Genomic DNA, 22666 nt, shown 5'->3' with positions numbered 1-22666 from the left:
CACCGCACAGTCAGCGATAATTGGGTGTAAACAGATGGACAAATGGCGGTCGCGGCATCATGCTAATTGGATGTAAATGGATGGATCAATAGCATGGCGCTCAATACCGCGACGCTCCGCATCACGCCCGAAATCCTGTCGATGATCGCCGAGATGGACGAGTTCAAGGGTGCCTGGCGGGCGATCGGCCGGATCGCGCCGGAGCGCCTGTCGGGGCTGCGCCGCGTTGCCACCATCGAGAGCATCGGCTCCTCGACCCGCATCGAGGGCGCAAGGCTGAGCGACCGGGAGGTCGAGAAGCTGCTGGCCAATATCCGGATCGGCGCATTCGTCACGCGCGACGAGCAGGAGGTCGCCGGGTATGCCGAGGTAATGGAGACGGTCTTCAACGCCTGCGACGCGATCCCGCTGACGGAGAACCACATCCGCCAGCTCCACCGTGACCTGCTGGCGCATTCGATCAAGGATGAACGGCATCGCGGCTCGTACAAGACGCTTCCCAACCATGTCGAGGCCTTCGACGAGAACGGCAAGAGTCTCGGCGTGGTGATCGAGACAGCCACGCCCTTCGACACGCCCCGCCGCATGGCCGAGCTGGTCGAATGGATGGCCGGAACGGAGAAGGACAGATCTCTTCACCCGCTCCTGGCCATCGCGGTCTTCGTGGTGGCGTTCCTGGAGATTCACCCCTTTCAGGACGGCAACGGCCGGCTGTCACGCATCCTGACCACGCTGATGCTGCTCCGGGCGGGCTATGCCTATGTGCCCTACAGTTCGCTGGAGAGCGTGATCGAACAGAACAAGGAAGGCTATTACCTATCGCTTCGGCGGACGCAGGGGACGATGCGGATGGGGGCGCCGGACTGGAACCCTTGGGCAGAGTTCTTCCTGCGGGCCTTGCAGAGTCAGAAACAGCGTCTGGAGAAGAAAATGGAGCGCGAGCGGGTCATGCTCGCCGCGCTGCCGGAGCTGTCGGTGCTGATCCTCGAACTGGCGCGCGAACATGGCCGGGTCACGGTGGCCGAGGCTGCAAGGGTCAGCGGCGCCAGCCGCAACACCGTCAAGGACCATCTGAAGGCGCTGGTCGAGCAACGCCATCTGTCCTTGCACGGGGCCGGCCGGGGAGCGTGGTATCGTCTTGCCTGATAGACAGGGCCCGCCCCACTCTAGCCTCAGTCCGAGTGCCCGGGCCGGACAGAGGTCATGGTCACCCATTGCGGCCGCATCTGCATGCACCGCAAAGTGTTATGGGGCAATCTCTAAAACTGTCTTTATGGCATCGGCCAAAACCAGGAACTCATTGTAGGATTTAAGTTGAACCGGCAGATGGACCCTTGTCGACAAGACTTGTCCTGCCTGATGCGAAGCAAAACGGCGCTTCAGGTCATTGGTCGAGCCGACATAGATGTCGCCGTTACTAAGCTGAAGGAAATAGACGTACCACATGGCCGATACCATATCACCGCGCGCATTGGGCGTTCAGTGTGGCAATAGTTCAGCAGTAAATCGAGGGGGGGGTTCTATCCTGAGCCTGCCTCCCTATGCTGCTAACGCAGCTTCGGGAGATCACCCTGCGCCCTATCGGGCTCCAGGTGGCTGCGCCACCCGAAACCCGATAGGGCGCAGGGTGGCGGAGAGAGTGGGATTCGAACCCACGATAGGTTTTACCCTATGCACGCTTTCCAAGCGTGTGCCTTAAGCCACTCGGCCATCTCTCCGGCTGACGCAGGCGGGGCCTTGCGTGCATGTGGCTGATGCGGGCGGGAACCTAGCGGGCGGGCCGTTTGCTTGCAAGTGCGGATCGCCCGGAACCGGCAAGTAGATTGATTCCTATTGGAAATAATGAGCCGGGAGCGACATTTCCGCCGCTTCCCGGCTCGACCCCGGGTGCGGGTTTTGGCAATATCGGAACCCATGAACGGACTTCGCGTCACGGCCCTCGCCATCCTTGCCGCCGCCTTGCTGCTGGCGGTGCTCGACCTGCTGGAGACACTGGTCGCCAGGAACTGGAACGGCATGGCCGCGGGCTATCTGTGGTCGGTCATCTGGCCGTCGAGCCTCAACGCCGTCAAAGACTTCGTCGAGGACAACATTTCGCTGATCCTGTGGCAGCGCATCCTGCTGCCCTTGCTGATGCTGCCGCTGTGGGCGCATCTGCTGGTGCTGGGCGCCATCCTGTTCTTTTCCGGCAGGAAGGACGATGCCGCCCCTTAATAAGTGGCGCGGCTATTCGTGAATCTTGAGCGCGGCGATGAAGGCCGATTGCGGAATCTCGACATTGCCGTATTGGCGCATCTTCTTCTTGCCCTCTTTCTGCTTGTCGAGGAGCTTCCTTTTGCGACTGATATCGCCGCCGTAACATTTCGCGGTGACGTCCTTGCGCAGGGCCGAGACGGTCTCGCGGGCGATGACCTTGGCGCCGATCGCCGCCTGGATGGCGATCTTGAAGAGCTGGCGCGGGATGAGATCCTTCAACTTCTCACAGAGCACGCGGCCGCGGCTTTCGGCCTGGGATTTGTGCACGATGCAGGAGAGCGCATCGACGGGATCGTTATTGACCAGGATGTTGAGCTTTACCAGGTCGCTCTCCTCGTAACCGTCGAGATGATAGTCGAAGCTGGCGTAACCGCGGCTGATCGACTTCAGACGGTCGTAGAAATCGAACACGACTTCGTTCAAGGGCAGGCGATAGACCACCATGGCGCGGCTGCCGGCGTAGGTGAGATCGACCTGCAGTCCGCGCCGTTCCTGGCACAGTTTCAGGATGGCGCCGAGATATTCGTCGGGCACCATGATGGTGGCCTTGATCCACGGTTCCTCGATCTTCTCGATCTTCACCACGTCCGGGAAATCGGCCGGGTTGTGAAGCTCGATGAGATCGCCATTCTGCATGTGGATCTTGTAGACGACGGAGGGTGCCGTGGTGATGAGGTCGAGATTGAATTCGCGCTCCAGCCGTTCCTGGATGATTTCGAGATGCAGGAGCCCGAGGAAGCCGCAGCGGAAGCCGAAGCCCAACGCAGCCGACGTCTCCATCTCATATTGAAAACTGGCATCATTGAGGCGCAGCCGCCCCATGCTGTCGCGCAGGGTTTCGAAATCGGCGGCGTCGATCGGGAAGAGGCCGCAGAAGACGACCGGCACCGACGGCTTGAAGCCGGTCAGGGCTTCGGCGCAAGGCTTCTTATCGTCGGTGATCGTGTCGCCGATGCGGCAATCGGCCACCGCCTTGATGCCGGCGGTGATGAAGCCGACTTCGCCAGGGCCCAGTTCGCCGGTCAAGGTTTGCTTGGGCGTGAAGCAGCCGACGCGGTCGATTTCATAGACGGCATCGGCCGCCATCATGCGGGCCAGGGTCTTCACCTTCACCACGCCGTCGATGACGCGCAGCAGAATGACGACGCCGAGATAGGGGTCGTACCAGCTGTCGATCAGCATGGCTTTCAAGGGCGCGTTTCGGTCGCCCTTGGGGGCCGGCAATTTGGTGACGATGGCTTCCAGGACACCTTTGATGTTGAGGCCGGTCTTCGCCGAAATCTCGACCGCTTCCGAGGCGTCGATGCCGATCACGTCCTCGATCTGCTGGCGGATGCGCTCCGGTTCGGCCGCCGGCAAATCGACCTTGTTGAGGACCGGCACGATCTCGTGGTGATGGTCGATCGCCTGATAGACATTGGCCAGCGTCTGCGCCTCGACACCCTGGGACGCATCCACCACCAGCAGCGAGCCTTCGCAGGCGGCAAGGCAGCGCGAGACTTCATAGGCGAAGTCGACATGGCCGGGCGTGTCCATGAGATTGAGCTGATAGGTCTCGCCATTGTCGGCCTTGTACATCAGGCGCACGGTCTGCGCCTTGATTGTGATGCCGCGCTCCTTCTCGATCTCCATATTGTCGAGCACCTGTTCGGTCATCTCGCGGTCGGTCAAGCCCCCGCAGGCCTGGATCAGCCGGTCGGCGAGGGTCGATTTGCCGTGATCGATATGGGCGACGATGGAAAAATTGCGGATATGCGCGAGATCGGTCATTTGGCCACGAATGTGAGGGAGTTCTGTCGCGGCGCAAGATAGGGGTGGCCAGGGGTATAATCAACCGGCGAAAGTTATAATTGGATCAACCCGTTAGAGCATCCGAGCCAAGGCGCCGGCCAGGCTGCATTGTCGCGGCCTGCAAGCGGGGGTAGATTTCCCGGCCCTCTCCACAAATCATTTTGGCAACAAGGCGCACCCCGGAGGCGAGAGATGGTCAATGAAGCCTGGCTGGCGACAGCCCTGGAAACGACCGGCGATTTCGAGACGGCGGGCAATCCCTGGGGCGGTGTCACCGGCGATTTCGACGGGATGGGCATTTCCTGCGGCGTGCTGCAATGGAATATCGGCTCCTCCTCGCTGCAGCCCTTGGTCCAGGCGGCGGGCGAGCCGGCGGTCAGGGCCGCGATGCCGCGCTTCGGCGCCGATTTCTGGCGCGCCTGCACCGGCACCAAGACGGCGGGCCTCGCCATCGTGCGCGGCTGGCAGAATGGCGCGCGGCTGAAGCCTGAGGTGAAGGCGGAGCTGGTGGCCCTCCTCGTTTCCGCCCCCATGGTGGCGCAGCAGATGCAAGCCTCGACGCGCGTGGCGCGGACCGCCGACCGTCTCGCGACCGGCTGGGCCGCTTCGCGCGGCACCGCCCCGCACGCCAAGCGCGATTTCTGCTGGTTCTTCGATCTCGTCACACAGAATGGCGGCCTCAAGGGCGTCGCCCTGGCCCAGGTGCAGGGCTTCGTCGCCGCGGCCGGCAATGCGGAAAAGGCCGTAGGCGCCATCTGCGATCGCCTCGCCGCCACACCCACCGCCCATGCCGGCTTCAAGGATTGCTGGCGCAACGCCACGCTCTGGCGCGGCGCCGTGCCCGATGCATGGCGCGACCTCTTCATCCTCTCACATCTGCGGGCGCAGAAATCGCGGCCCGAATATGCGGGCGTCGTCCTCAACCGCAAGGGCGCCATCGCCACCGGCCAAGGCTGGGTCAATGGCGAACTGATGAATTTCGACGGGCGGTTCTAGGCGGCTGTGAGAATCCCTCTCCCTTCAGGGGGAGGGCCGGGGTGGGGGTGGGGCCTGTCAGGAAACACGCCGGTCGTAATCCGCAGCCAGTGCCACTAGGGCCGCCGCACCGTCGCCCTCGAAACTCGGCCCGTGCATCAGCGCGAGTTTGCGCGGCTTGAGATCGGCGAGGCGCCGGATGGTGGCACCCATATCGGGGTTGAGGCTTGAATATTTGAACATGTCCTCGGCCGCGATCGCGGGGCCGACGATGTCGTCGCTCACCAGGGCCGCGCGGTCGCCAAGCTGTGTGAAGAGGTCGCCGCAGAGCAGCGTGCCGCTCGTCTCTTCATAGAGCAGGCCGGCTTCCCAGCCATGCGGCACATGTGGCGTATCGAGATAGCGCAGGCGCTTGCTGCCACCGATATCGATGACCTCGCCATCGTCCAGCATGCGCGGGGGCCGGTCGGCGAGATCGTTCAAGGAGACGAAGCAGCCGGTCTTGCCATGCGCGACTTGAGCGCGTGGCGCCAGGGCCAGCCAGTCGTTCATGGCGCCGCATTCATCGGCCTCGACATGGCCGAAGGTAATCCAGCGCAGATCCTCGGGCTTCATCAGTTTGGCAACCGCCGCCCGGACCAGCGGGAACATGCGCCGGGGACCGGTATGGAACAGCAGCGGCTCGTCACCCAGGATGAAGAACTGGTTGAAGGTGAAGCCGGCCGGCGGTGCGATTTCGGCCACATGGGTGGAGAGGCGATAGATGCCGGCGGCGATTTCGTAAATCTTTGTTTCCATGGCGGATTTCCCGGTCGCTGGCGCCCGCATACATCCCCGGCGCGGCGCGATTTGAATTGAATGCACGTGACTGTGTATTTAAAATAAGGCCTGGAGTCAATATTCAATAAACATCATTGTGCATCGAAATATGTCAAAGCCCACGCCCAGGAAGCGCCCCTATCGCCAGAACCGCCGCGCCGCGCAGGCCTCGCTGACCCGCCAGCGCATCGTCGAGGCCGCCATCGAGCTCCATGGCGCGGTCGGCCCGGCGCGGACCACGATCAGCATGGTTGCCGAACGCGCCGACGTGCAGCGACACACGCTCTATGCGCATTTTCCCACCGAACTCAGCCTCTACCTCGCCTGCTCGGGCGAGGCGCTGGCGCGCGACCCACTGCCGGACGCGCAAGGCTGGCGTACAATCGAAGAACCGGCCGCGCGGTTCCGCACGGGATTGCAGGCGCTTTACGGTTGGTACCGGCGTAATGCGGGCCTCACGGCCGCAGTGCTGCGCGATGCCGAATGCCATCCGCTGACGCGCGAGATCGTGGCGATCCGCATCGCGCCCGGCATATCGGCCATTCAGGAATCATTGAGCGAAGGCCTCAGCGCAAAGCAGATGCCACTGCTGCATCTCAGCTTAAGCTTCTTCACCTGGCGATCATTGGCGCTGGAGAGCGGCCTCAGCGACACGGCGGCCATCGAGAGCCTGGCCGGCGCGATCTTCGGTGGATGACCGTTAGAGGCGCGGTATTACCCAGCCAACACGAATGCCCGCAAGCCCGCATCCACGTCGGGCTCGTGCCCGAACCACGCCTTGAAGCCGGGGCGGGCCTGGTGGAGGAGCATGCCGATGCCGTCGACCACCGGATTGCCGCGCATGCGGGCTTGCGCGAGGAGGTTGGTTTCGAGCGGCACATAGACGATATCGTCGACCACGGCTTCGCGCGGCAGGTGCTTCAGATCGATATCGAGCGCCGGCTGCCCGGCCTGGCCCAGTTGCGTGGTGTTGATAAGGAGGCCTGCGTCCTTGAGGATTTCCGCGCGGGTCTCCCAGCCGACCAGTTCGATACTGCCGCCGAGATCGCGCGCGAGATTTTCGGCGCGCGCCGCCGTGCGGTTGGTGAGGACGATCCTGGCAACACCGGCATCCTGCAGCGCCACGATGATGCCGCGCGCGGCACCGCCGGCGCCCAGCACCACGGCCGTGCCCTCGGCGCGCCAGCGCGGCGCGCTCGCCTTGAGATGTTCGAGGAAGCCATAGCCGTCAGTATTGTGCCCAAGGATGCTGCCATCTTCCTGGACGATGAGCGTGTTCACCGCACCGATCCGCCGCGCCACATCGCTTAACGCATCGACCGCATCGAGCGCCCGTTCCTTGTGCGGCAGGGTGACGTTGCCGCCCTTGAAGCCGAGCTTGGGCAAGGCGCGGATGGCCTCGACCAGGTTTTCCGGCCGGGTCGAGAAGGGGAGATAGGCGCCGTCGATGCCATATTTCGCCAGCCAATAGCCATGGAGGCGGGGCGAGCGCGAATGGTTGACCGGCCAGCCGAAAACGCCGGCGACCAGGGTCTTGCCCGTATGCGTGCTGATCCCCGTATGCGTGCTGAGGTCCGTCATGCCGGCAACATGCCATGGGTGCGCAGGATCGCCAAGACGGGCAGCAGGGGCAGGCCCAGCACGGTGAAATAGTCGCCGCGCACGCGGGTCATCAGCTGGGCGCCCAATCCTTCCAGATGATAGGCGCCGACCGAGCCGGTGACATCGTCGCCGACCCCGGCCAGATAGGTGTCGAGGAATGCGTCGCTGAAATCGCGCATGGCAAGCTCGGCGCGGTCGACATGATGCCAGATGCGCTGCCCATCCCTGGCCAGCACGGCGGCACTGATGAGATGATGCGAGCGGCCGCGCAGGGCCTGGAGCTGGGTACGGGCGGCGGCCGGATCCGCCGGCTTGTCGAACCAGACATTCTCGCATTCCAGCATCTGGTCGGCGCCCAGGACATAGCGGCCGGACACGCGGCGGCTCACGGCCAGCGCCTTCATCTGGGCCAGCGCGATCGCCGTCTCGACCGCGTCGGCGCCCTCGGCGCGGCAGCTGGCCTTCACTTCATCCTCGTCGATCCGGGGCTTGACGATTTCAAGCGTCACGCCGGCATCGCGCAGCATCCTGGCCCGCACGGCGCTGCCGGATGCAAGAATGAGCGGCCGCGTCATGAGTCCCTCAGGCCTCGGCTTCCGCCCCCGCATCCATCGTCCGGTCGCGATGTTCGCTGAGCATCTGGATGATGGTGGCGGCGGTTTCCTCGATCGAGCGGCGCGTCACGTCGATCATCTGCCAGCCATGTTCGGAACAGAGTCTCCTCGCCTGCGCCACTTCCTCGCGCACGGATTGCGGATCGACATAGTCGGATTCCTCGTCCTTGGCGATCATCGCCATGCGGTTGCGCCGGATCTGCACCAGCGAAGTCACATCCTTGGTGAGACCGACGATGAGCGGCTTCCTCGCCTGGAAGAGTTCGGGCGGCAGCGGACAGCCCGGCACCAGCGGCACGTTCGCGGCCTTGATGCCGCGATTGGCGAGATAGATGCAGGTCGGCGTCTTGGAGGAGCGGCTGACGCCCAGCAGGATGACATCGGCATCCTCGTAATTCCTGGCCGACTGCCCGTCATCGTGGGTGAGGGCGAAATCCATCGCCGCGATGCGGTCGAAATATTCGGCATCGAGCGCATGCTGCCGGCCGGACTGTCCGCGCGCGGCCTGGCCGAAATGATCGGTAAGAGCGCCGATGATCGGATCGAGCACCGAGACGACCTTGACGCCCAGCGCCCGGCATCCGTTGAGGAGATGCTGACGCAGCCGGTCGTTGACCACGGTGAAGAGCACCAGGCCCGGATGCGCCTCGATCCCGGCCAGCACCTTGTCCATCTGGCCGATGGTGCGGATGAGGGTCCAATGATGTTCGATCGGATGCGCGCGTTCGAACTGTACCAGGCAGGCACGGGTAATGCTGTTCAGCGTTTCGCCGGTCGCATCGGAGACAAGGTGGATGTGCAATTGTCGCGCCGGATTGGTTTCTGGCATGCCTCGGGCCTTTAGCAAGAAGAGCGACGAAGCGGAGCCGTGCAATCCACAGCCGATCCGTTGATAACCGCCCCGGAGGCTGTGGATAAACCGGCCCGGTCCAATCCACCCACTTTGTTATCTTTTCATGGCACCCCTTTTCCCGCCTGACAAGAGCGCCCCGGGAATCGGTCGAATCCCGGGGATAAGGTGGATGGGACAAGGGTCGAAAAGTCATCCACAGGATTCACGCTGTTCCCCATTCAGTTATTCCGTCATGCCCGTACTTGATCCCGGGGGTCTTCGCTCCGGAGATGACGACCGAAAGAACATAAAGGTCGGCCCTCTCACACCCACAGACTTATCCTGCGGCGCCGTGGCGGGTGACGGTCCGGCTTATACGCGCCAGGATGGGGAGAGAAACCCAAGAACGGGGATTCTCGTGATTCACCGCGCATCATCATCTTCCACCTAGAGTCTTATCTATTAGAGATGTAGGAAGAACAGGACTTGAGAGCGGACAGGCTGGAACGAGGAACGGCGTTGGGCGGAACCATACAAACAGCGGGCAAATTGCTGGTAAGGGCGTTGAAGGGAGAGACCGTGGCGCGGCCGCCGGTCTGGCTGATGCGCCAGGCCGGGCGCTATCTGCCCGAATATCGCGCAACGCGTATGAAAGCGGGCTCGTTCCTGGATCTCTGCTACAATCCGGACCTTGCCGTCGAGGTCACGCTGCAGCCGATCCGCCGTTTCGGTTTCGACGCGGCCATTCTCTTTTCCGACATTCTGGTCGTACCGCACGCGCTGGGGCAAGGTCTGCGCTTCGAGGAAGGGCGCGGGCCTCTGCTCGACGCCATCGCGGACGATGAGGGCATGGCACGCCTCGCCATGGACCAGTTCCATGCCAGGCTGAAACCGGTCTATACGGCCGTCAGCGGCATCAAGGCGGCCCTGCCCGCGGAGACGGCGCTGATCGGCTTTGCGGGTGCTCCCTGGACGGTGGCGAGCTATATGATCGAGGGTGGTTCCTCGCGCGATTATGCCAGGACCAAGGCCTGGGCCTATCAGCGGCCGGAAAGCTTCCAGCGCCTGACCAATCTGCTGGTGGATGCGACGGCAAGCTATCTGATCGCGCAGATCGAAGCCGGGGCCGAAGTGCTGCAGATCTTCGACAGCTGGGCCGGGGCGCTCGACCATGCGGGTCTGCTACGCTGGAGCCTCGCGCCGATGAAGGCCATCGTCGACCGGGTGCGCATGTCGCATCCGGAAGTGCCGGTAATCGTCTTTCCGCGCGGCTGCGGGGCCGGCTATCTCGATTTCGCGCGCGCCAGCTTCATGCACGGTCTGGGGATCGATTCCGGCGTGCCGCTGGACTGGGCCTTCACGCAATTGCAGGGGCGCATCGCGCTGCAGGGCAATCTCGATCCGCAATTGCTGGTGGCCGGCGGCGTGGCGATGCGGGACGCGACGGCGAAGATCCTGGATACGCTTGGCCAGGGTCCGTTCATTTTCAACCTGGGCCACGGCATCGTGCCGGAGACGCCGCCGCAGCATGTCGAGGATCTGGTGAAGCAGGTCCAGGCCTGGCGGCGGTGAGCGCATCTGAGACATCGGGTCAATCCGCTCCAGCGGGTGACGAAGCCGTTCCAGCGGGTGGCATCCCGATCGGCGCCGTGCTGCGCGCCAGGATCGGCTGGATCGAGATTCGCTGTGACGACGCGGCCGTAACGCAATGCTATTGGCGCAAGATAGAGCCAAAGGTCATGGTTTCCTCAGCCCTGGCCGAGGAAGCGAGGAAGCAGATGGCGGCCTATCTGGAAGGAAGGCTTACCGATTTCGACCTGCCGCTCAGTTATCCGGGATCCGAGTTTCAGGTCGAAGTGTGGAATATGCTGCTGCGCATTCCCTTCGGCGAGACGCGGCGCTATGGCGATCTGGCGACGCTGATGGGCCAGCAGGATTACAGCGCGGCCCGCGCCGTGGGCACCGCCTGCGGGCAGAATCCCATCGCCATCGTCATTCCCTGCCACCGCGTCGTCGGCACGGCGGCGCTGGGCGGCTATTCGAGCGATCTGGGTTTGACGGCCAAGCGCTTCCTGCTGGATCTCGAAAAAGGCCAGGGACGGCTGTTCTGACCCATTCCCTCCGCCTTCAGGGGGGAGGGAATGGGTCTGCCTCGACCTTCCCTCGCTTGACGCGACACTATGCCACCTGCCATGTTCCGGACCGTCAATACGTCTTCAGGGCGGGGTGAAAATCCCCACCGGCGGTAGGACTTTTCCGGCAAGGTTGCCGGCGGGTCGAGCCCGCGAGCGCCAGGGCGGTTCGCCATCCTGGGTCAAGCAGATCAGGTCGAAATCCTGAGCCGACGGTCATAGTCCGGATGGAAGAAGACGAGATCGTGGCACCCTTTTCAGGGTCCCGTCATCCCGTGTGATGATGCGGACTCCGGCAACGGGCGTCATGGTTTTGCCCTGGAACGTTTGTCGCAAAAACAGATGCGAGGAGCGTTTCACATGAATATCCAGACCACCATCAAGCACTATTCCCAAGCCGAATTGTCGCGCGTTCAGGGCCGCATCGAGGCGGCCGTGCAGGCGATGCAATCGGCCCTTCCCGTGATCGTGCTCGACGATGACGACCGCGAGAACGAGGCGGACCTCATCGCGGCCGCCAGCAACCTCAGCCACGACATCATGGCCCGCATGATTCGCGATTGCAGCGGCATTGTGTGTCTCTGTCTCGATGCCGCCACCGTCGACCGGCTGGAACTGCCGATGATGGCGGTGCGCAACGAGAGCCGCTTCGGCACGCCCTTCACCGTCTCGATCGAGGCGCGCCTGGGTGTGACGACCGGTGTTTCGGCGGCGGACCGGCTGACCACCGTGCGGACTGCCATCGCGCCAGGCGCCAAGCCCGGCGACATCGTCAGCCCCGGTCATATGTTCCCCTTGCGCGCCGCGCCCGGCGGCGTGCTGGCGCGGCGCGGGCACACGGAAGGCTCGGTCGACCTTACCGAGATCGCGGGGCTGGGTTCCGCCGCCGTGCTCTGTGAACTGATGACGCGCGACGGCGAGATGCTGCGTGGCCGCCAGGCCAAGGCCTATGGCCGCCGCAACGGCTTCCCCGTCCTCACCATCGCCGACATCGTCGCCTACCGGCAGAGCTTGCTGGCCAAGGCGGCGTAGGATCTTCAGTCGCCACCCCCACCCCGACCCTCCCCCTGAAGGGAGAGGGAGGTGGAGCGAGGAAACGCGTTGAAAAAGCCCTCTCCCTTTAGGGGGAGGGTTGGGTGGGGGTGCGTGACGAACCGGTTCTCTCTGGCTATGCTCGCCCCAATTCCACTCACCACCCGGAGCCGCGCCATGATCATTCCCACCGAGACCAATGCGATCCGTTTCCACCAGACCGGCGGGCCCGAGGTGCTGAAATGGGAGACAGTGAAACTCGGTGCGCCCAATGCTGGCGAGGTCACGCTGCGCAACCGCGCCTGCGGGCTCAACTTCATCGACACCTATCACAGGAGCGGGCTTTATCCGGTGCCGCTGCCGTCCGGCATCGGGCTGGAAGGGGCCGGCATCGTCGAGGCGCTGGGGCCGGGCGTCACCTCGCTCAAGGTCGGCGACCGCGTCGCCTATAGCGCGGCACCCTTGGGCGCCTACAGCGAATGGCGCAACTATCCGGCCGACAAGCTGGTGAAGATTCCGGACAGCATCGATTTCAACACCGCCGCCGCCATGATGCTGCAGGGCATGACGGTCGAATATCTCATCCGCCGCACCTATACCGTGAAACCGGGCGACTGGGTCCTGTTCCATGCGGCGGCGGGCGGTGTCGGCTCCATCGCCGTGCAATGGCTGAAACATCTGGGCGCCATCGTCATCGGCACGGCGGGCGGGGCGGAGAAATGCGCCATCGTCAAATCGCTGGGCGCCGATCACGTCATCGATTACCGCGCCGAAGCCGGATCGGACCATTGGGTGAAGCGCGTCAAGGACATTACCGGCGGCAAGGGCGTCAATGTCGTCTATGACGGGGTGGGCAAGGATACCTGCATCCCCTCGATGGACTGCCTCAAGCCCCGCGGCTATCTCGTCACCTTCGGCAATGCCTCGGGCCCGGTGCCGCCGATCGAGCCCTTGCTGCTGTCGCAGAAGGGTTCGCTGTTCCTGACGCGGCCGACGCTGATGGCCTATACGGCGACGCGCGCGGATCTGGAACTTTCGGCCAATGCCCTTATCGACGTCGTCGCCAAGGGTGCCGTCAGGATCCGCGTCGGCCATACTTACGCGCTGAAGGACGCGGAACAGGCGCAGCGCGATCTCGAGGCGCGCAAGACCACCGGCTCGGTCGTCCTGCTGCCCTGAAGGATCGGGCCGCGAGTTTTTCAGGCCGCGAGTTTTTCCGGGGCGAGACGCCCGGTCGGGAAATGGATGGAAACGCGGGTGCCCTTGCCCGGGGCGCTCTCGATCTCGAAACGACCGCCATTGAGTTCGGCCAGCGATTTTGTGATGGGCAGGCCCAGGCCCGTGCCCTGCTGCGCCGTCGTGGCATTGGTGCGCACCTGGCCGAACGGGGCCAGGGCCTTGGCGATATCGGCGGGGGCGATGCCGATGCCGGTATCCTTCACCCAGATTTCGATGCCGTCCTCATTGCCGGCATTATTTCGGGCATCGTCGTCGGTCGCCTTGCGCACGGCGCCCATGCTGACCTCGCCGCCCGCCATGGTGAATTTCACCGCGTTGCTGAGCAGGTTGAGCATGATCTGCCTGAGATGCTGCGGATCGGCGAGGACCGGCGGCAGTTCGGCCGGCAGGTACATGCTCAGCGTCAGCTGACGCGCGCCCAGCGGCTGCTGGATGAGGTCGGCGCAGGTCTTCAGCAGATCCGAGATGTCGACCGGCTGTGGCTGCGGCTCCAGCTTGCCGGCCTCGATCTTGGCCACGTCCAGCACCTTGTCGATGAGGCCGAGCAGATGGTTGCCCGCATCGGCGATGTCGCCGACATAATCCTTGTAGCGCGGCGGCGAGACGGGGCCGAAAATCTCCGCCCTCATCAGATCCGAAAAGCCGATGATGGCGTTCAAGGGCGTCCGGAATTCGTGGCTCATATGAGCGAGGAAGTCGGTCTTGGCGCGGTTGGCATCCTCGGCCAGGAGCTTGGCGCGCGCGAGTTCGCTGGTGAGGCGCCGCATGCGCGTCTGCTGCCAGAAGAGCGTTACGACGCCGATGCCCAGCAGGATGCCCAGCGCGATGCGCACCGCGGCAATCGTGTCCATGAGATCGGCCAGGGATTCGCGCGCCGCCTCGTCCTTGGCCGCCGCCGCCGTGGTGGTGAGGACCGCCAGCCGGTGCGCCTTCGACTGCAATTGCGCGATGAGATCGGCGATGATGCCATAGCGGGCGAGCGGCGCCGCACCCTCGCCCTCCAGCTCCTCGTGCAGGCTTGCCATGTTCGCCTCGATGGCCGGGAGGAGTGCGGCGGCATTCGGGCTGCCGGTCAGTTCGCGGTGAACCATGCCGGCATTGAGGATGGCATAGCGGTTCTGCAACGCGCGCCAGCGGCGCAGCGCCTCGGGCGTCAGGCGGTGCGGATCGCCGCCATGCATGCCGGCAAAGCTGGTGCCGAAGCGCGCGGCATCGACTTCGAACTGCGCGCTGTTCCAGATGATGGCACCGGCGGCGGCGCTGCGCATGCGGTCGAAATGCTGCGAGACATCGTCGCGCAGGAACAGCAGGGCCACCAGCAAGCCGCAGATCACGATGGCGAAGGTCGCGGCGACGCCGCGTTTCCACCAGGCGACGGGTTTCAGGAAGACCGCGCTGCGCATGGTCAGTAGACCGTCATGGTTTCGAGGCTCCAGACGGACTGGCTGATGAAGCGTTCAGAACGCAGCGCCTCGTCCCGGTCGTAGGGGTAGACGATCCAGAGCGGTCCCTTATTGTCGTCCGGCAGCGGCGCGCCGTTGGCGGCATAGGCGATGAGCGCGCCATGTTCCGTCGCATCGGCGGCGGGAAAGCGGATCTCGTAATCGTTGGCGGCGGTCGCGTCGATTTCGGATGCGGTGGCGCCCAGGCGCGCCAGCAGGTCCGCGACCAGCACGCCTTCGAAACGCTGCACGCCGTCGGTCCAGATCGTGCTGGTGGCAAAGCCGCTCCTGGGCAAGGCACGCAGCATGTCGAGGTCGAACTCGGCGCGTCCGCCCGGCGTATTGCCGATCGCGATCTTGCCGGCCACGGTGAGCAGCACGGGACCCTGCGGCGCCGGCAGCGGGTCCAGCGCCAGTGCGGGCACGGATAGGCCCAGCAGTAGAACGGCGCCGATCGTGATGGCGCGCAGCAGCGGCATGTCGAACGATATCCCCCGGATTGCGGCCCTCTTCCCCAGGGCCCGCCCAGACTATCGGCAGAGATGGTTTAGCTTCCGTTAAGATGGGGGAAAAGACCTCAAGCCGCTATCGAGCCAGCGCGGGATGCGATCGGCCTTGGCCCAGGAAAAAGGGCCGGCGATTTCTCACCGGCCCTGTCTCCTACTGGTTCATCGACTGGAAGAAGTCGGCATTCGTCTTGGAATGCTTCAGTTTGTCGAGCAGGAACTCCATCGCGTCGGTGACGCCCATCGGCATCAGGATGCGGCGCAGCACCCACATCTTGGAAAGCGTCGCGCGGTCGACCAGCAGCTCTTCCTTGCGCGTGCCCGATTTGGTGATGTCGATCGACGGGAAGGTGCGCTTGTCCGAGAGCTTGCGGTCGAGGATGATTTCCGAATTGCCGGTGCCCTTGAATTCCTCGAAGATGACTTCGTCCATGCGGCTGCCGGTATCGATGAGGGCGGTGGCGATAATGGTCAGGGACCCGCCCTCCTCGATATTGCGCGCGGCACCGAAGAAGCGCTTGGGACGCTGCAGCGCGTTGGCATCGACACCGCCCGTCAGCACCTTGCCCGATGAGGGGACGACGGTGTTGTAGGCACGCGCCAATCGCGTGATCGAATCAAGCAGAATGATGACGTCGCGCTTGTGCTCGACCAGGCGCTTGGCCTTTTCGATCACCATTTCCGCGACCTGGACGTGGCGCGCCGCCGGTTCGTCGAAGGTCGAGGAGACGACCTCGCCCTTCACCGAACGCGACATGTCGGTGACTTCTTCCGGCCGCTCGTCGATGAGCAGCACGATGAGATAGGCTTCCGGATGGTTGGCCGCGATCGAGTTGGCGATGTTCTGCAGCATCACCGTCTTGCCGGTCCTGGGCGGCGCCACGACGAGCGCGCGCTGGCCCTTGCCGATGGGGCAGATGAGGTCGATGACGCGCCCCGTGATATCGACCTTGTTGATGTCGCGGTTCTCGCGCGCCTTCAAGGCCCGCCTGCTCATCTCGACGGTGCGGGCGGCTTCGGCCTTGGGCAGCGCCTCGGGTTCGGGCATCTTGTCGTCGCCCTTCCCCTCAAGCTCCATCTTCAGCTTTTCGTCCGGGTAAAGCGGGGTCAGATTGTCGAAATTGATGCGGTGCCGGATCTTGTCCGGATCCTCGAAATTGATCGTGTTGACCTTGAGGAGGGCGAAATAACGCTCGCCATCCTTGGGGCCGCGGATCTGCCCCTCGACCGTGTCGCCCGTGCGCAAGCCGAAGCGGCGCACCTGGGAGGGGGAGACATAGATATCGTCGGGCCCGGGCAGGTAATTGGCCTCCGGGCTCCTGAGGAAGCCGAAACCGTCCTGCAGGATCTCGAGGACACCCGCGCCGAAGATGGCGGTGTCGTTGTCCGCCAGGTGCTTCAGGATGGCAAAGAGCATGTCCTGGCGGCGGAGCGAATTGGCGTTTTCGATCTGCAAGCTCTCGGCGAACTCCAGGAGTTCGGCTGGGGACTTGCGCTTAAGTTCTTGTAAATTCATGTGTTTCTTGGAGTTGAGGAGCGGGAGACCCTGTGGGGCTGCGGCTGCGATGGGGGGTGGGATGCTTGGAAACGGCGTTGCCGGAATGTGGTCTTCGGACCTTGAAGCCGACCCTTATGTCACGTCATTGCCCGTTTCAGTCCCGGGCCGGCCAACATGATATGGAGCGGAGGTGCTGCAAAGACAGGGCCGGCACGACCCGAATGGCGAACCGGAACCCGTATAAAAGCCCTACCGGAATTCGGGGCGGAAGTCAAATGACCTTAATAAATGGGCCGGGCGGCCGGAAGACCGCCCGGCGGATGAGGGCCTTATTTATATGCCACGGCGGCGCTGGCGACGGGGGAAAGGGGCAGGGTGGCGAAGCGGGTGAAGCCCACCTCGCGGCACCAGCCCTCGAAATCGGCCGCCGTGTAGTCGAAAGCGTCGCCGAACTCGATCAGCATGTTGAGGGACATGAGCAGGCCGAAGGCGTTCGACCGCCGCTCATTGTCGATGAGATGCTCGATGACGACGAAGGCGCCGCCCTCGGGCAGGGCATCGTAGGCGGCGCGGATGAGGTGCATCTTGCCCGTGAGGTTCCAGTCGTGGAGGATCATCCCCATGCTGATGACATCGGCCTTGGGCAGGCCCTCCTTGAGGAAGTCGCCGGAAAGGATGGCGACGCGGCTGTCCAGGCCCTGCGCCGCCAGGTGCCGCGTGGCGATCGGCGCCACCACCGGCAGATCGAAGGTCGAAACGGTGAGATGCGGCTTGGCCCGCGCCACCATGCCGGCCAGCAGCCCGGTGGCGCCGCCCACGTCGCAGTAGGAGCGGTAGGGCGCGAAGTTGAAACCGTCGATGAAGGCCTGGAAATTGCCGCGGCTGATGCCGGCCATGGCCAGCATGAACTGTTCCAGCCGCGCCGGCTCGGCATAGAGTTCCTCGAACATCGGCTTGCCGCTGTGCTTGATCTCGTTCTGCGGCTTGCCCGTGAGCAGCGCCGTCTTGAGGTCGGCCCAGAAGGGAAAGAGCCGCGCCTGCGCCATTTCCAATATGCCGCCGACGTAGGAAGGCTTTGCCTTGTCGAGGAAAAGACCGGCCTCCGGCGTGTTGCGATAGCGCGCGGTAGTACCGTTGCCGCTCCGCTCCAGCAGCTGCAGCGCGACGAGCGCGTCGAAGAAGTCGGCCCGCATCCGTTCGGCCTTGTCGAGGCCGAGCTTGTCGCCCAGTTCCTTGGCGGTGAGGGCGCCGTCGCCGAGCTTGGTGAAGAGTTGCAGCGCCACGGCGCTGAGCAGGGTCTGCGCGCGGGCGAACCCGAAACCGATATCGAGCAGGCGGGCGGGTGTCAGCAGGTTGGTCATCATGTTTCCTTGTCCGGATACCGTCCCTCTATGAGGCGGCTTCTGCGCGCATTCGGTGCAGGGGACAAGGGGCGTTGCGGGTTAATGTGATCGCCGTCACGAACCCGAGGCGATGATAGCGCGACCAATATCGAATCAGGTCAGAACGGCTTCACGATCGCCAGGATGACGATGCCGATCATGAGCAGCGTCGGCACCTCGTTCATGACGCGATAGAATTTGCCGGTGTGCCGGTTGGCGTCTTCGGCGAAATGGCGGCGCCAGCGCGCGTAGCCGGCATGGGTCAGCTGCATGCCGAGAAGCAGCAGCAGCTTGGCCTGGAACCAGCCTTCGGCCCAGAGGTCGCCCAGCCACGCCATGGTGAGGCCCAGCGCCCAGGCCGAGAGCATGGCCGGGTTGATGATGGCGCGCAGCAAGCGCCGCTCCATCACCTTGAACGTCTCGCTCATCGCCGATCCCGGCGCGGCCTTGCTGTGATAGACGTAAAGGCGCGGCAGATAGAGCATGCCCGCCATCCAGGCGATGACGGCGATGACATGCAGGGCCTTGATCCAGGAATAGAGGTCGGTCATTTGCGTCGCTCATTGCCTCCCCCCTTCAGGGGGGAGGTGGGTGGGGGGCCGCGTTCAGTCTCGATCGGCCCCGATCATCACTTGCGCCCCACCCTTACCCTCCCCCTGAAGGTGGAGGGAAGAGTCTTCTACAGACCCACCCGCGTCAGCGCGCACTGGCTGTGGCCGGTGCAAGCGGCGCGGGTGCAGCCGGGTTGGATGGCGCCTTCATTGTTCAGCGCTGCCCGCACAAGCCGGGCGAGGCCGGCGACGAAGGCGGGATGCGTTGAGACGGTGGGCGCGCGCACATAAGCGGGCGCGCCGTTTGCCTTGGCGAGCTTGCCATATTCGATATCGAGTTCGACCAGCGTTTCCGAATGTTCCGAGACGAAGGCCACCGGCACGACGACGATGGGGCGCCTTGCCCTGGCGGCGGCGAGGATCGTGGCGTCGGTGGCCGGCCCCACCCATTCCAGTGGACCCACGCGGCTCTGATAGGCGATCCGGTATTGCGCGGATGCAAGGCCCAACTCCCTTGCGACGGCGCCGACACTCGCTTCGACCTGCGCCACGTAAGGATCGCCCGCATCGACGATCTTCTTCGGCAGGCCGTGCGCGGAGAAGATGATGGCTGGTTCGGCGCCGGGCGCCTCGCCGGCACAAGCGGCGAGGGCCTGGCGCGTGATGTCGGCCAGCGCCGCCACGAAACCGGGCTCGTCCGGATAGCAGCAGATGAGCCGCCGCGGCGCGCCAAGGCCGATCTTCCGCGCGGTCTCGTCCCAGGCGCGCTGCGAGGAGGCGGTGGTGGTGGTCGAGAATTGCGGATAGAGCGGGAGGAGCACGATCTCGGTCGGTTCCCAATCCTTCACGGCCCTTGCCACGTCCTCGGTGAAGGGATGCCAGTAGCGCATGGCGATGAAGCATCTGACCTCGCCCGTGTCGGCCAGCGCCGCATGAAGTGCGGCGGCCTGCGCCTGGGTGTTGGGCAGGATCGGCGAGCGGCCGCCCATCTGCGCATAGACATGTGCCGCGACGGGCGCGCGGCGCGTCGAGATGAGCTTGGCGACGAGCCAGCGCATCGGCTGCGGAAGGCCGATGATGTTGCGGTCATTGAAGAGATTGAACAGGAACGGCTTCACCGCCGCCGGCGCATCGGGACCGCCGAGATTGAAAAGCACGATGGCGATGCGGCGCGGCGAGGGCATGTGATTCCTGGAGCGGGTTGCCCCCGCACCCCAACCCCTCTCCCCGGTGGGCGAGGGGCTTCCAAGCGCATCTGCCTGAAATCCGCTCGCCCCGCTTGCGGGGAGAGGGTCGGGGTGAGGGGTGGATCGGTGCGACTGTAGCCGACCGCCTAGCGATCGCTCAAGGCGGCGGCCAGGTCGGCGGCGTCGGTGATCGGCGCCGAGCAGGCCTGCGTTCGGCATACATAGGCGGTGGCGCGCCGGTTCACCTGCTTCTTGCCGGCGACCGGGTGATCGGCCGGAAAGCCATCGGTATCCGCGACGATTTGCAGAACGGTATGGGCTTGTGGGTGCGCCAGCAGCGCGCCGAGCAGCGCCCGCGTGTCGGCTGCCTCGCGCGCGCCGACGATGACGATGTCGGTGGCGAGAAGCTGGAAATCGACACCGCCGAGATAGGTGGCGAGCGGGAAGAAATTGCGCTGGATCTCGCCGGCGAAGGTATCGCGCAGGGCATCGCCGCGCTGGCGGTAGGAATCGTCGCCGGTCAAATGATGGAGCCTTGCCAACACTTCCAGCATCGTGCCGTTGCCGCTGGGCGTCGCATTGTCGTTGGCGGATTTGCCGCGAATGATGACGTCGCCGGTATCGTCGGCGGTGAAGAAATAGCCGCCGCCGTCCCGGTCCCAGTAATGTGCGTCTAGATCGGCGACGATCCGGCGCGCGGCATCGAGATGGCTGGCCTTGCCGCCGGCCTGATACAGCATGAGGGCGGCGCGCGCCAGATTGGCGTGATCGTCGAGCGTCGCCGGATGGGCGAGCCGGCCCTTGCACCAGGCATGGCGCAGGCGGCCGCCCCCATCGTGCATGTTGGCGTCGATGAAGGCGAAGGCATTTTCGGCGAGCGCCAGCCAGTCGGGCTGCGCAAAGACCATCGCGCCTTGCGCGAGGGCGGCGATCGCCAGCCCGTTCCAATCGGCCAGCACCTTGTCGTCCCAGCCGGGACGGATGCGCGTGGCGCGCCGCGCCAGCAATCTGGTGCGCGCTTGCGCCAGGCGCCGTTCGTCGGCGGGTGCCAGCAGCCCCATCTGGTGGCCGCGATTGAGGATATTGGCGCCCTCCCAATTGCCATCGGGGCTCACGCCGTAGACATGGCGGAAGAAGGGCGCCTCGGCGCCGAGTACCTCGTCGATCTCGGCTTCGTCCCAGACATAGAACTTGCCTTCGACGCCCTCCGAATCCGCGTCGAGCGAGGCGGTGAAGGCGCGGCGCCCCGCGTCATCTTCGGGCGACATCATCTCGCGCCGCAGCCAGCCGACGATTTCCCGCGCGCGCGTTTCGAACAGCGGCTCGCCGGTGGCGATCCAGGCTTCGGCCAGAAGCCCCAGCAGCTCGGCATTGTCGTAGAGCATCTTTTCGAAATGCGGCACCAGCCAATCGGCATCGGTCGCATAGCGCGCGAGGCCGCCGCCCAGGTGATCGTAGATGCCGCCCTGGATCATGCGGGTGAGGCTCAAGATGACCGCCTCGCGATACCTCCCGTCGCCGCTGCGCAAATAGGCGCGCCACAGCAGGTTCATCACCGGCCCTTGCGGGAATTTGGGGGCGCCCGCGATTCCGCCTTTGACCAGGTCGATTTCCTGCAGCAGGCGTTCGGCGATGCGGTCGGTCACCTCCGGCGCGATCTCGCCGCCGCCTTGCGGGCTGGCCAGGCGATGCATCGCCTGCGCGAGGCCGTCGACATTCTGCGCGACCTTCCCCTTGTCGCCATGATAGGCGTCGGACAGGGCGTTCAGCACATCTCCGAAGCCGGGCCTGCCATAGCGCGGCTCCTTCGGAAAATAGGTGCCGCCCCAGAAGGGCCTGCCGTCGGGCGTCAGGAACATGGTGAGCGGCCAGCCGCCCTGCTGGCCAAGGAGAGAGAGGGCCTGCTGATAGATCTGATCTAGGTCCGGCCGTTCCTCGCGGTCGATCTTGATGTTGACGAACTTCTCGTTCATCGCCTGCGCGATCGCGGCATCCTCGAAACTCTCATGCGCCATCACATGGCACCAATGGCAGGCGGCATAGCCGATCGACAGCAGGATCGGCTTGTCGGCCGCCTTCGCCTCGGCAAGGGCCGCCTTGTTCCAGGCGCGCCAATCGACCGGATTGTCCTTGTGCTGCAGCAGATAGGGGCTGGTCTCATGGGCCAGCAGATTGTTGGGATTGGGGCCGGCCGGCTGGGTGGATGGCGCGTGGTTTGTCATGGCGCGGAAAGTGGCCCGTGGGCATCCTCATATCAACCGCGTTCTTGGGAAGGCCAATTGCCGGAACGATAGGTACTATATCCTATTCGTCGATCGGGAAGACGAATTCGACGATCCAGTCGACGGTCTGTCCGTCGGTGGCGAAGGGCAGCTGGATGCCGGCGATCTTGCGCGCCCGGTCGTCGAGATGATGTTCCTCGGCATAAAGGCGGGGGCGGTGGCTGGCGACCAGCCCGTCATAGTCGCTGATGAGCATGGTGTTGAATTCCGGCGTGGCGCTGGGTGCGTCCAGATAGGTGCCGCTGCTGTCGATGCCGACGCAAGCCACTACCGCCGGCCCGTCCTTGAGCACGAAATACCGCCGCTTGCCGCCTTCGTGCCGGATTTCGATGAGGCTGGCATGGTCGATCGCCTGCGGGAACTCGCTGAGCGTCGCGTCGCTATAGGCCGGCAATCTGCCGCCATCGCCGAGCTGCTGCCAGATTTCCTGCAGCCGCAGCAATCGCGGATCGGGTTTCCGATCGAGATAGTTGATGTAGCCGGTCATTGGCTCGCCGTTACGGTCCCGCGGTGGATATCGGGTTGG

Annotated in this window: 22 protein-coding genes, 1 tRNA gene and 1 riboswitch; of the genes, 8 read left to right on the top strand and 15 right to left on the bottom strand. The window is 64.4% G+C overall.

The window, feature by feature from the left end:
- The first annotated feature begins 93 nt into the window (after positions 1–93).
- Complete coding sequence (locus ACE3TY_RS14545; protein ID WP_374654171.1) at positions 94–1146, top strand: Fic family protein; 1053 nt, start codon at positions 94–96, stop codon at positions 1144–1146.
- A gap of 99 nt (positions 1147–1245) precedes the next feature.
- Here ACE3TY_RS14545 and ACE3TY_RS14540 read toward each other — a convergent pair whose 3' ends face one another.
- Complete coding sequence (locus tag ACE3TY_RS14540) at positions 1246–1446, bottom strand: GIY-YIG nuclease family protein (protein ID WP_374654169.1); 201 nt, start codon at positions 1444–1446, stop codon at positions 1246–1248.
- Between the two features lie 182 nt (positions 1447–1628).
- Positions 1629–1718: transfer RNA gene (locus tag ACE3TY_RS14535), tRNA-Ser, on the bottom strand.
- A 196-nt stretch (positions 1719–1914) separates the two neighbouring features.
- Between ACE3TY_RS14535 and ACE3TY_RS14530 the strand changes: the two genes are divergently transcribed.
- Complete coding sequence (locus ACE3TY_RS14530; RefSeq protein WP_374654167.1) at positions 1915–2214, top strand: hypothetical protein; 300 nt, start codon at positions 1915–1917, stop codon at positions 2212–2214.
- 12 nt (positions 2215–2226) lie between these two features.
- On the opposite strand, the gene lepA is transcribed toward ACE3TY_RS14530, so the two are convergent.
- Positions 2227–4026 (bottom strand): translation elongation factor 4, encoded by a 1800-nt coding sequence (lepA, locus tag ACE3TY_RS14525; protein ID WP_374654165.1) that lies wholly within the window; start codon positions 4024–4026, stop codon positions 2227–2229.
- A 213-nt stretch (positions 4027–4239) separates the two neighbouring features.
- Between lepA and ACE3TY_RS14520 the strand changes: the two genes are divergently transcribed.
- The gene (locus tag ACE3TY_RS14520) at positions 4240–5043 is read left to right on the top strand and encodes a hypothetical protein (RefSeq protein ID WP_374654163.1); all 804 of its coding nucleotides are present in this window, start codon (positions 4240–4242) and stop codon (positions 5041–5043) included.
- A gap of 57 nt (positions 5044–5100) precedes the next feature.
- On the opposite strand, the gene ACE3TY_RS14515 is transcribed toward ACE3TY_RS14520, so the two are convergent.
- A complete protein-coding gene (locus ACE3TY_RS14515) occupies positions 5101–5820 on the bottom strand; it encodes an MBL fold metallo-hydrolase (protein ID WP_374654161.1) in 720 nt (239 codons plus the stop codon).
- Between the two features lie 130 nt (positions 5821–5950).
- Here ACE3TY_RS14515 and ACE3TY_RS14510 point away from each other — a divergent pair, with 130 nt between their 5' ends.
- Positions 5951–6538: a TetR/AcrR family transcriptional regulator gene (locus tag ACE3TY_RS14510; protein ID WP_374654159.1), complete on the top strand. Its 588-nt coding sequence runs from the start codon at positions 5951–5953 to the stop codon at positions 6536–6538.
- 17 nt (positions 6539–6555) lie between these two features.
- On the opposite strand, the gene ACE3TY_RS14505 is transcribed toward ACE3TY_RS14510, so the two are convergent.
- From ACE3TY_RS14505 to ACE3TY_RS14495, 3 genes are read right to left on the bottom strand one after another with little or no spacing between them, the layout of a single operon-like run.
- Positions 6556–7422, bottom strand: a complete 867-nt coding sequence (locus ACE3TY_RS14505; protein ID WP_374654157.1) for a shikimate dehydrogenase — start codon at positions 7420–7422, stop codon at positions 6556–6558.
- The gene (locus ACE3TY_RS14500; protein WP_374654155.1) at positions 7419–8018 is read right to left on the bottom strand and encodes a nucleoside triphosphate pyrophosphatase; all 600 of its coding nucleotides are present in this window, start codon (positions 8016–8018) and stop codon (positions 7419–7421) included. Before ACE3TY_RS14500 ends, ACE3TY_RS14505 begins: the two co-directional genes overlap by 4 nt.
- Before the next feature lie 7 nt (positions 8019–8025).
- Entirely contained in the window at positions 8026–8886 is an 861-nt protein-coding gene (locus tag ACE3TY_RS14495) for a pyruvate, water dikinase regulatory protein (protein WP_374654153.1), read from the bottom strand.
- Positions 8887–9420: 534 nt separating this feature from the next.
- Between ACE3TY_RS14495 and hemE the strand changes: the two genes are divergently transcribed.
- The 4 genes from hemE to ACE3TY_RS14475 all read left to right on the top strand — a co-directional run bounded on the left by hemE (position 9421) and on the right by ACE3TY_RS14475 (position 13232).
- Positions 9421–10461, top strand: a complete 1041-nt coding sequence (gene hemE / locus ACE3TY_RS14490; protein WP_374654392.1) for a uroporphyrinogen decarboxylase — start codon at positions 9421–9423, stop codon at positions 10459–10461.
- The gene (locus ACE3TY_RS14485; RefSeq protein WP_374654151.1) at positions 10458–11000 is read left to right on the top strand and encodes a methylated-DNA--[protein]-cysteine S-methyltransferase; all 543 of its coding nucleotides are present in this window, start codon (positions 10458–10460) and stop codon (positions 10998–11000) included. Before hemE ends, ACE3TY_RS14485 begins: the two co-directional genes overlap by 4 nt.
- A 97-nt stretch (positions 11001–11097) precedes the next feature.
- Positions 11098–11264, top strand: a riboswitch (FMN riboswitch).
- 117 nt (positions 11265–11381) lie between these two features.
- A complete protein-coding gene (ribB, locus tag ACE3TY_RS14480; protein WP_374654149.1) occupies positions 11382–12053 on the top strand; it encodes a 3,4-dihydroxy-2-butanone-4-phosphate synthase in 672 nt (223 codons plus the stop codon).
- Between the two features lie 177 nt (positions 12054–12230).
- Positions 12231–13232: a quinone oxidoreductase gene (locus ACE3TY_RS14475; protein ID WP_374654147.1), complete on the top strand. Its 1002-nt coding sequence runs from the start codon at positions 12231–12233 to the stop codon at positions 13230–13232.
- 20 nt (positions 13233–13252) lie between these two features.
- Here the strand turns inward: ACE3TY_RS14475 and ACE3TY_RS14470 are convergent, their stop codons facing one another.
- The 8 genes from ACE3TY_RS14470 to ACE3TY_RS14435 form a co-directional block, all read right to left on the bottom strand.
- A complete protein-coding gene (locus ACE3TY_RS14470; RefSeq protein ID WP_374654145.1) occupies positions 13253–14695 on the bottom strand; it encodes a sensor histidine kinase in 1443 nt (480 codons plus the stop codon).
- A 2-nt stretch (positions 14696–14697) separates the two neighbouring features.
- On the bottom strand, positions 14698–15213 hold the full coding sequence (locus ACE3TY_RS14465; RefSeq protein WP_374654143.1) for a molybdopterin-dependent oxidoreductase: 516 nt from the start codon (positions 15211–15213) through the stop codon (positions 14698–14700).
- A 181-nt stretch (positions 15214–15394) separates the two neighbouring features.
- The gene (rho, locus tag ACE3TY_RS14460; protein WP_374654141.1) at positions 15395–16756 is read right to left on the bottom strand and encodes a transcription termination factor Rho; all 1362 of its coding nucleotides are present in this window, start codon (positions 16754–16756) and stop codon (positions 15395–15397) included.
- A 311-nt stretch (positions 16757–17067) separates the two neighbouring features.
- Positions 17068–18102 (bottom strand): methyltransferase, encoded by a 1035-nt coding sequence (locus ACE3TY_RS14455; RefSeq protein ID WP_374654139.1) that lies wholly within the window; start codon positions 18100–18102, stop codon positions 17068–17070.
- 137 nt (positions 18103–18239) lie between these two features.
- Positions 18240–18671, bottom strand: a complete 432-nt coding sequence (hemJ, locus tag ACE3TY_RS14450; protein ID WP_374654137.1) for a protoporphyrinogen oxidase HemJ — start codon at positions 18669–18671, stop codon at positions 18240–18242.
- A gap of 128 nt (positions 18672–18799) precedes the next feature.
- Positions 18800–19855 carry a ferrochelatase gene (gene hemH, locus ACE3TY_RS14445; RefSeq protein WP_374654135.1) on the bottom strand — a complete coding sequence of 352 codons (1056 nt, stop codon included), beginning with the start codon at positions 19853–19855 and terminating at the stop codon, positions 18800–18802.
- Positions 19856–20004: 149 nt separating this feature from the next.
- On the bottom strand, positions 20005–22080 hold the full coding sequence (locus ACE3TY_RS14440; RefSeq protein ID WP_374654133.1) for a thioredoxin domain-containing protein: 2076 nt from the start codon (positions 22078–22080) through the stop codon (positions 20005–20007).
- Between the two features lie 82 nt (positions 22081–22162).
- Complete coding sequence (locus tag ACE3TY_RS14435; RefSeq protein ID WP_374654131.1) at positions 22163–22627, bottom strand: hypothetical protein; 465 nt, start codon at positions 22625–22627, stop codon at positions 22163–22165.
- Positions 22628–22666 lie beyond the last annotated feature (39 nt).

Origin of the sequence: Dongia sp. (assembly GCF_041918875.1) — a bacterium.
In the GTDB taxonomy this organism is placed as follows: domain Bacteria; phylum Pseudomonadota; class Alphaproteobacteria; order Dongiales; family Dongiaceae; genus Dongia.
This window is presented reverse-complemented; position numbering and strand designations above follow the sequence as displayed.

Bases quoted from the DNA above. Each gene is read 5' to 3' on its own strand.
- ACE3TY_RS14545 (WP_374654171.1), top strand. From the start codon at position 94: ATGGCGCTCAATACCGCGACGCTCCGCATCACGCCCGAAATCCTGTCG.
- ACE3TY_RS14540 (WP_374654169.1), bottom strand. From the start codon at position 1,446: ATGTGGTACGTCTATTTCCTTCAGCTTAGTAACGGCGACATCTATGTC.
- ACE3TY_RS14530 (WP_374654167.1), top strand. From the start codon at position 1,915: ATGAACGGACTTCGCGTCACGGCCCTCGCCATCCTTGCCGCCGCCTTG.
- lepA (WP_374654165.1), bottom strand. From the start codon at position 4,026: ATGACCGATCTCGCGCATATCCGCAATTTTTCCATCGTCGCCCATATC.
- ACE3TY_RS14520 (WP_374654163.1), top strand. From the start codon at position 4,240: ATGGTCAATGAAGCCTGGCTGGCGACAGCCCTGGAAACGACCGGCGAT.
- ACE3TY_RS14515 (WP_374654161.1), bottom strand. From the start codon at position 5,820: ATGGAAACAAAGATTTACGAAATCGCCGCCGGCATCTATCGCCTCTCC.
- ACE3TY_RS14510 (WP_374654159.1), top strand. From the start codon at position 5,951: ATGTCAAAGCCCACGCCCAGGAAGCGCCCCTATCGCCAGAACCGCCGC.
- ACE3TY_RS14505 (WP_374654157.1), bottom strand. From the start codon at position 7,422: ATGACGGACCTCAGCACGCATACGGGGATCAGCACGCATACGGGCAAG.
- ACE3TY_RS14500 (WP_374654155.1), bottom strand. From the start codon at position 8,018: ATGACGCGGCCGCTCATTCTTGCATCCGGCAGCGCCGTGCGGGCCAGG.
- ACE3TY_RS14495 (WP_374654153.1), bottom strand. From the start codon at position 8,886: ATGCCAGAAACCAATCCGGCGCGACAATTGCACATCCACCTTGTCTCC.
- ribB (WP_374654149.1), top strand. From the start codon at position 11,382: ATGAATATCCAGACCACCATCAAGCACTATTCCCAAGCCGAATTGTCG.
- ACE3TY_RS14475 (WP_374654147.1), top strand. From the start codon at position 12,231: ATGATCATTCCCACCGAGACCAATGCGATCCGTTTCCACCAGACCGGC.
- ACE3TY_RS14470 (WP_374654145.1), bottom strand. From the start codon at position 14,695: ATGCGCAGCGCGGTCTTCCTGAAACCCGTCGCCTGGTGGAAACGCGGC.
- ACE3TY_RS14465 (WP_374654143.1), bottom strand. From the start codon at position 15,213: ATGCCGCTGCTGCGCGCCATCACGATCGGCGCCGTTCTACTGCTGGGC.
- rho (WP_374654141.1), bottom strand. From the start codon at position 16,756: ATGAATTTACAAGAACTTAAGCGCAAGTCCCCAGCCGAACTCCTGGAG.
- ACE3TY_RS14455 (WP_374654139.1), bottom strand. From the start codon at position 18,102: ATGATGACCAACCTGCTGACACCCGCCCGCCTGCTCGATATCGGTTTC.
- hemJ (WP_374654137.1), bottom strand. From the start codon at position 18,671: ATGACCGACCTCTATTCCTGGATCAAGGCCCTGCATGTCATCGCCGTC.
- hemH (WP_374654135.1), bottom strand. From the start codon at position 19,855: ATGCCCTCGCCGCGCCGCATCGCCATCGTGCTTTTCAATCTCGGCGGT.
- ACE3TY_RS14440 (WP_374654133.1), bottom strand. From the start codon at position 22,080: ATGACAAACCACGCGCCATCCACCCAGCCGGCCGGCCCCAATCCCAAC.
- ACE3TY_RS14435 (WP_374654131.1), bottom strand. From the start codon at position 22,627: ATGACCGGCTACATCAACTATCTCGATCGGAAACCCGATCCGCGATTG.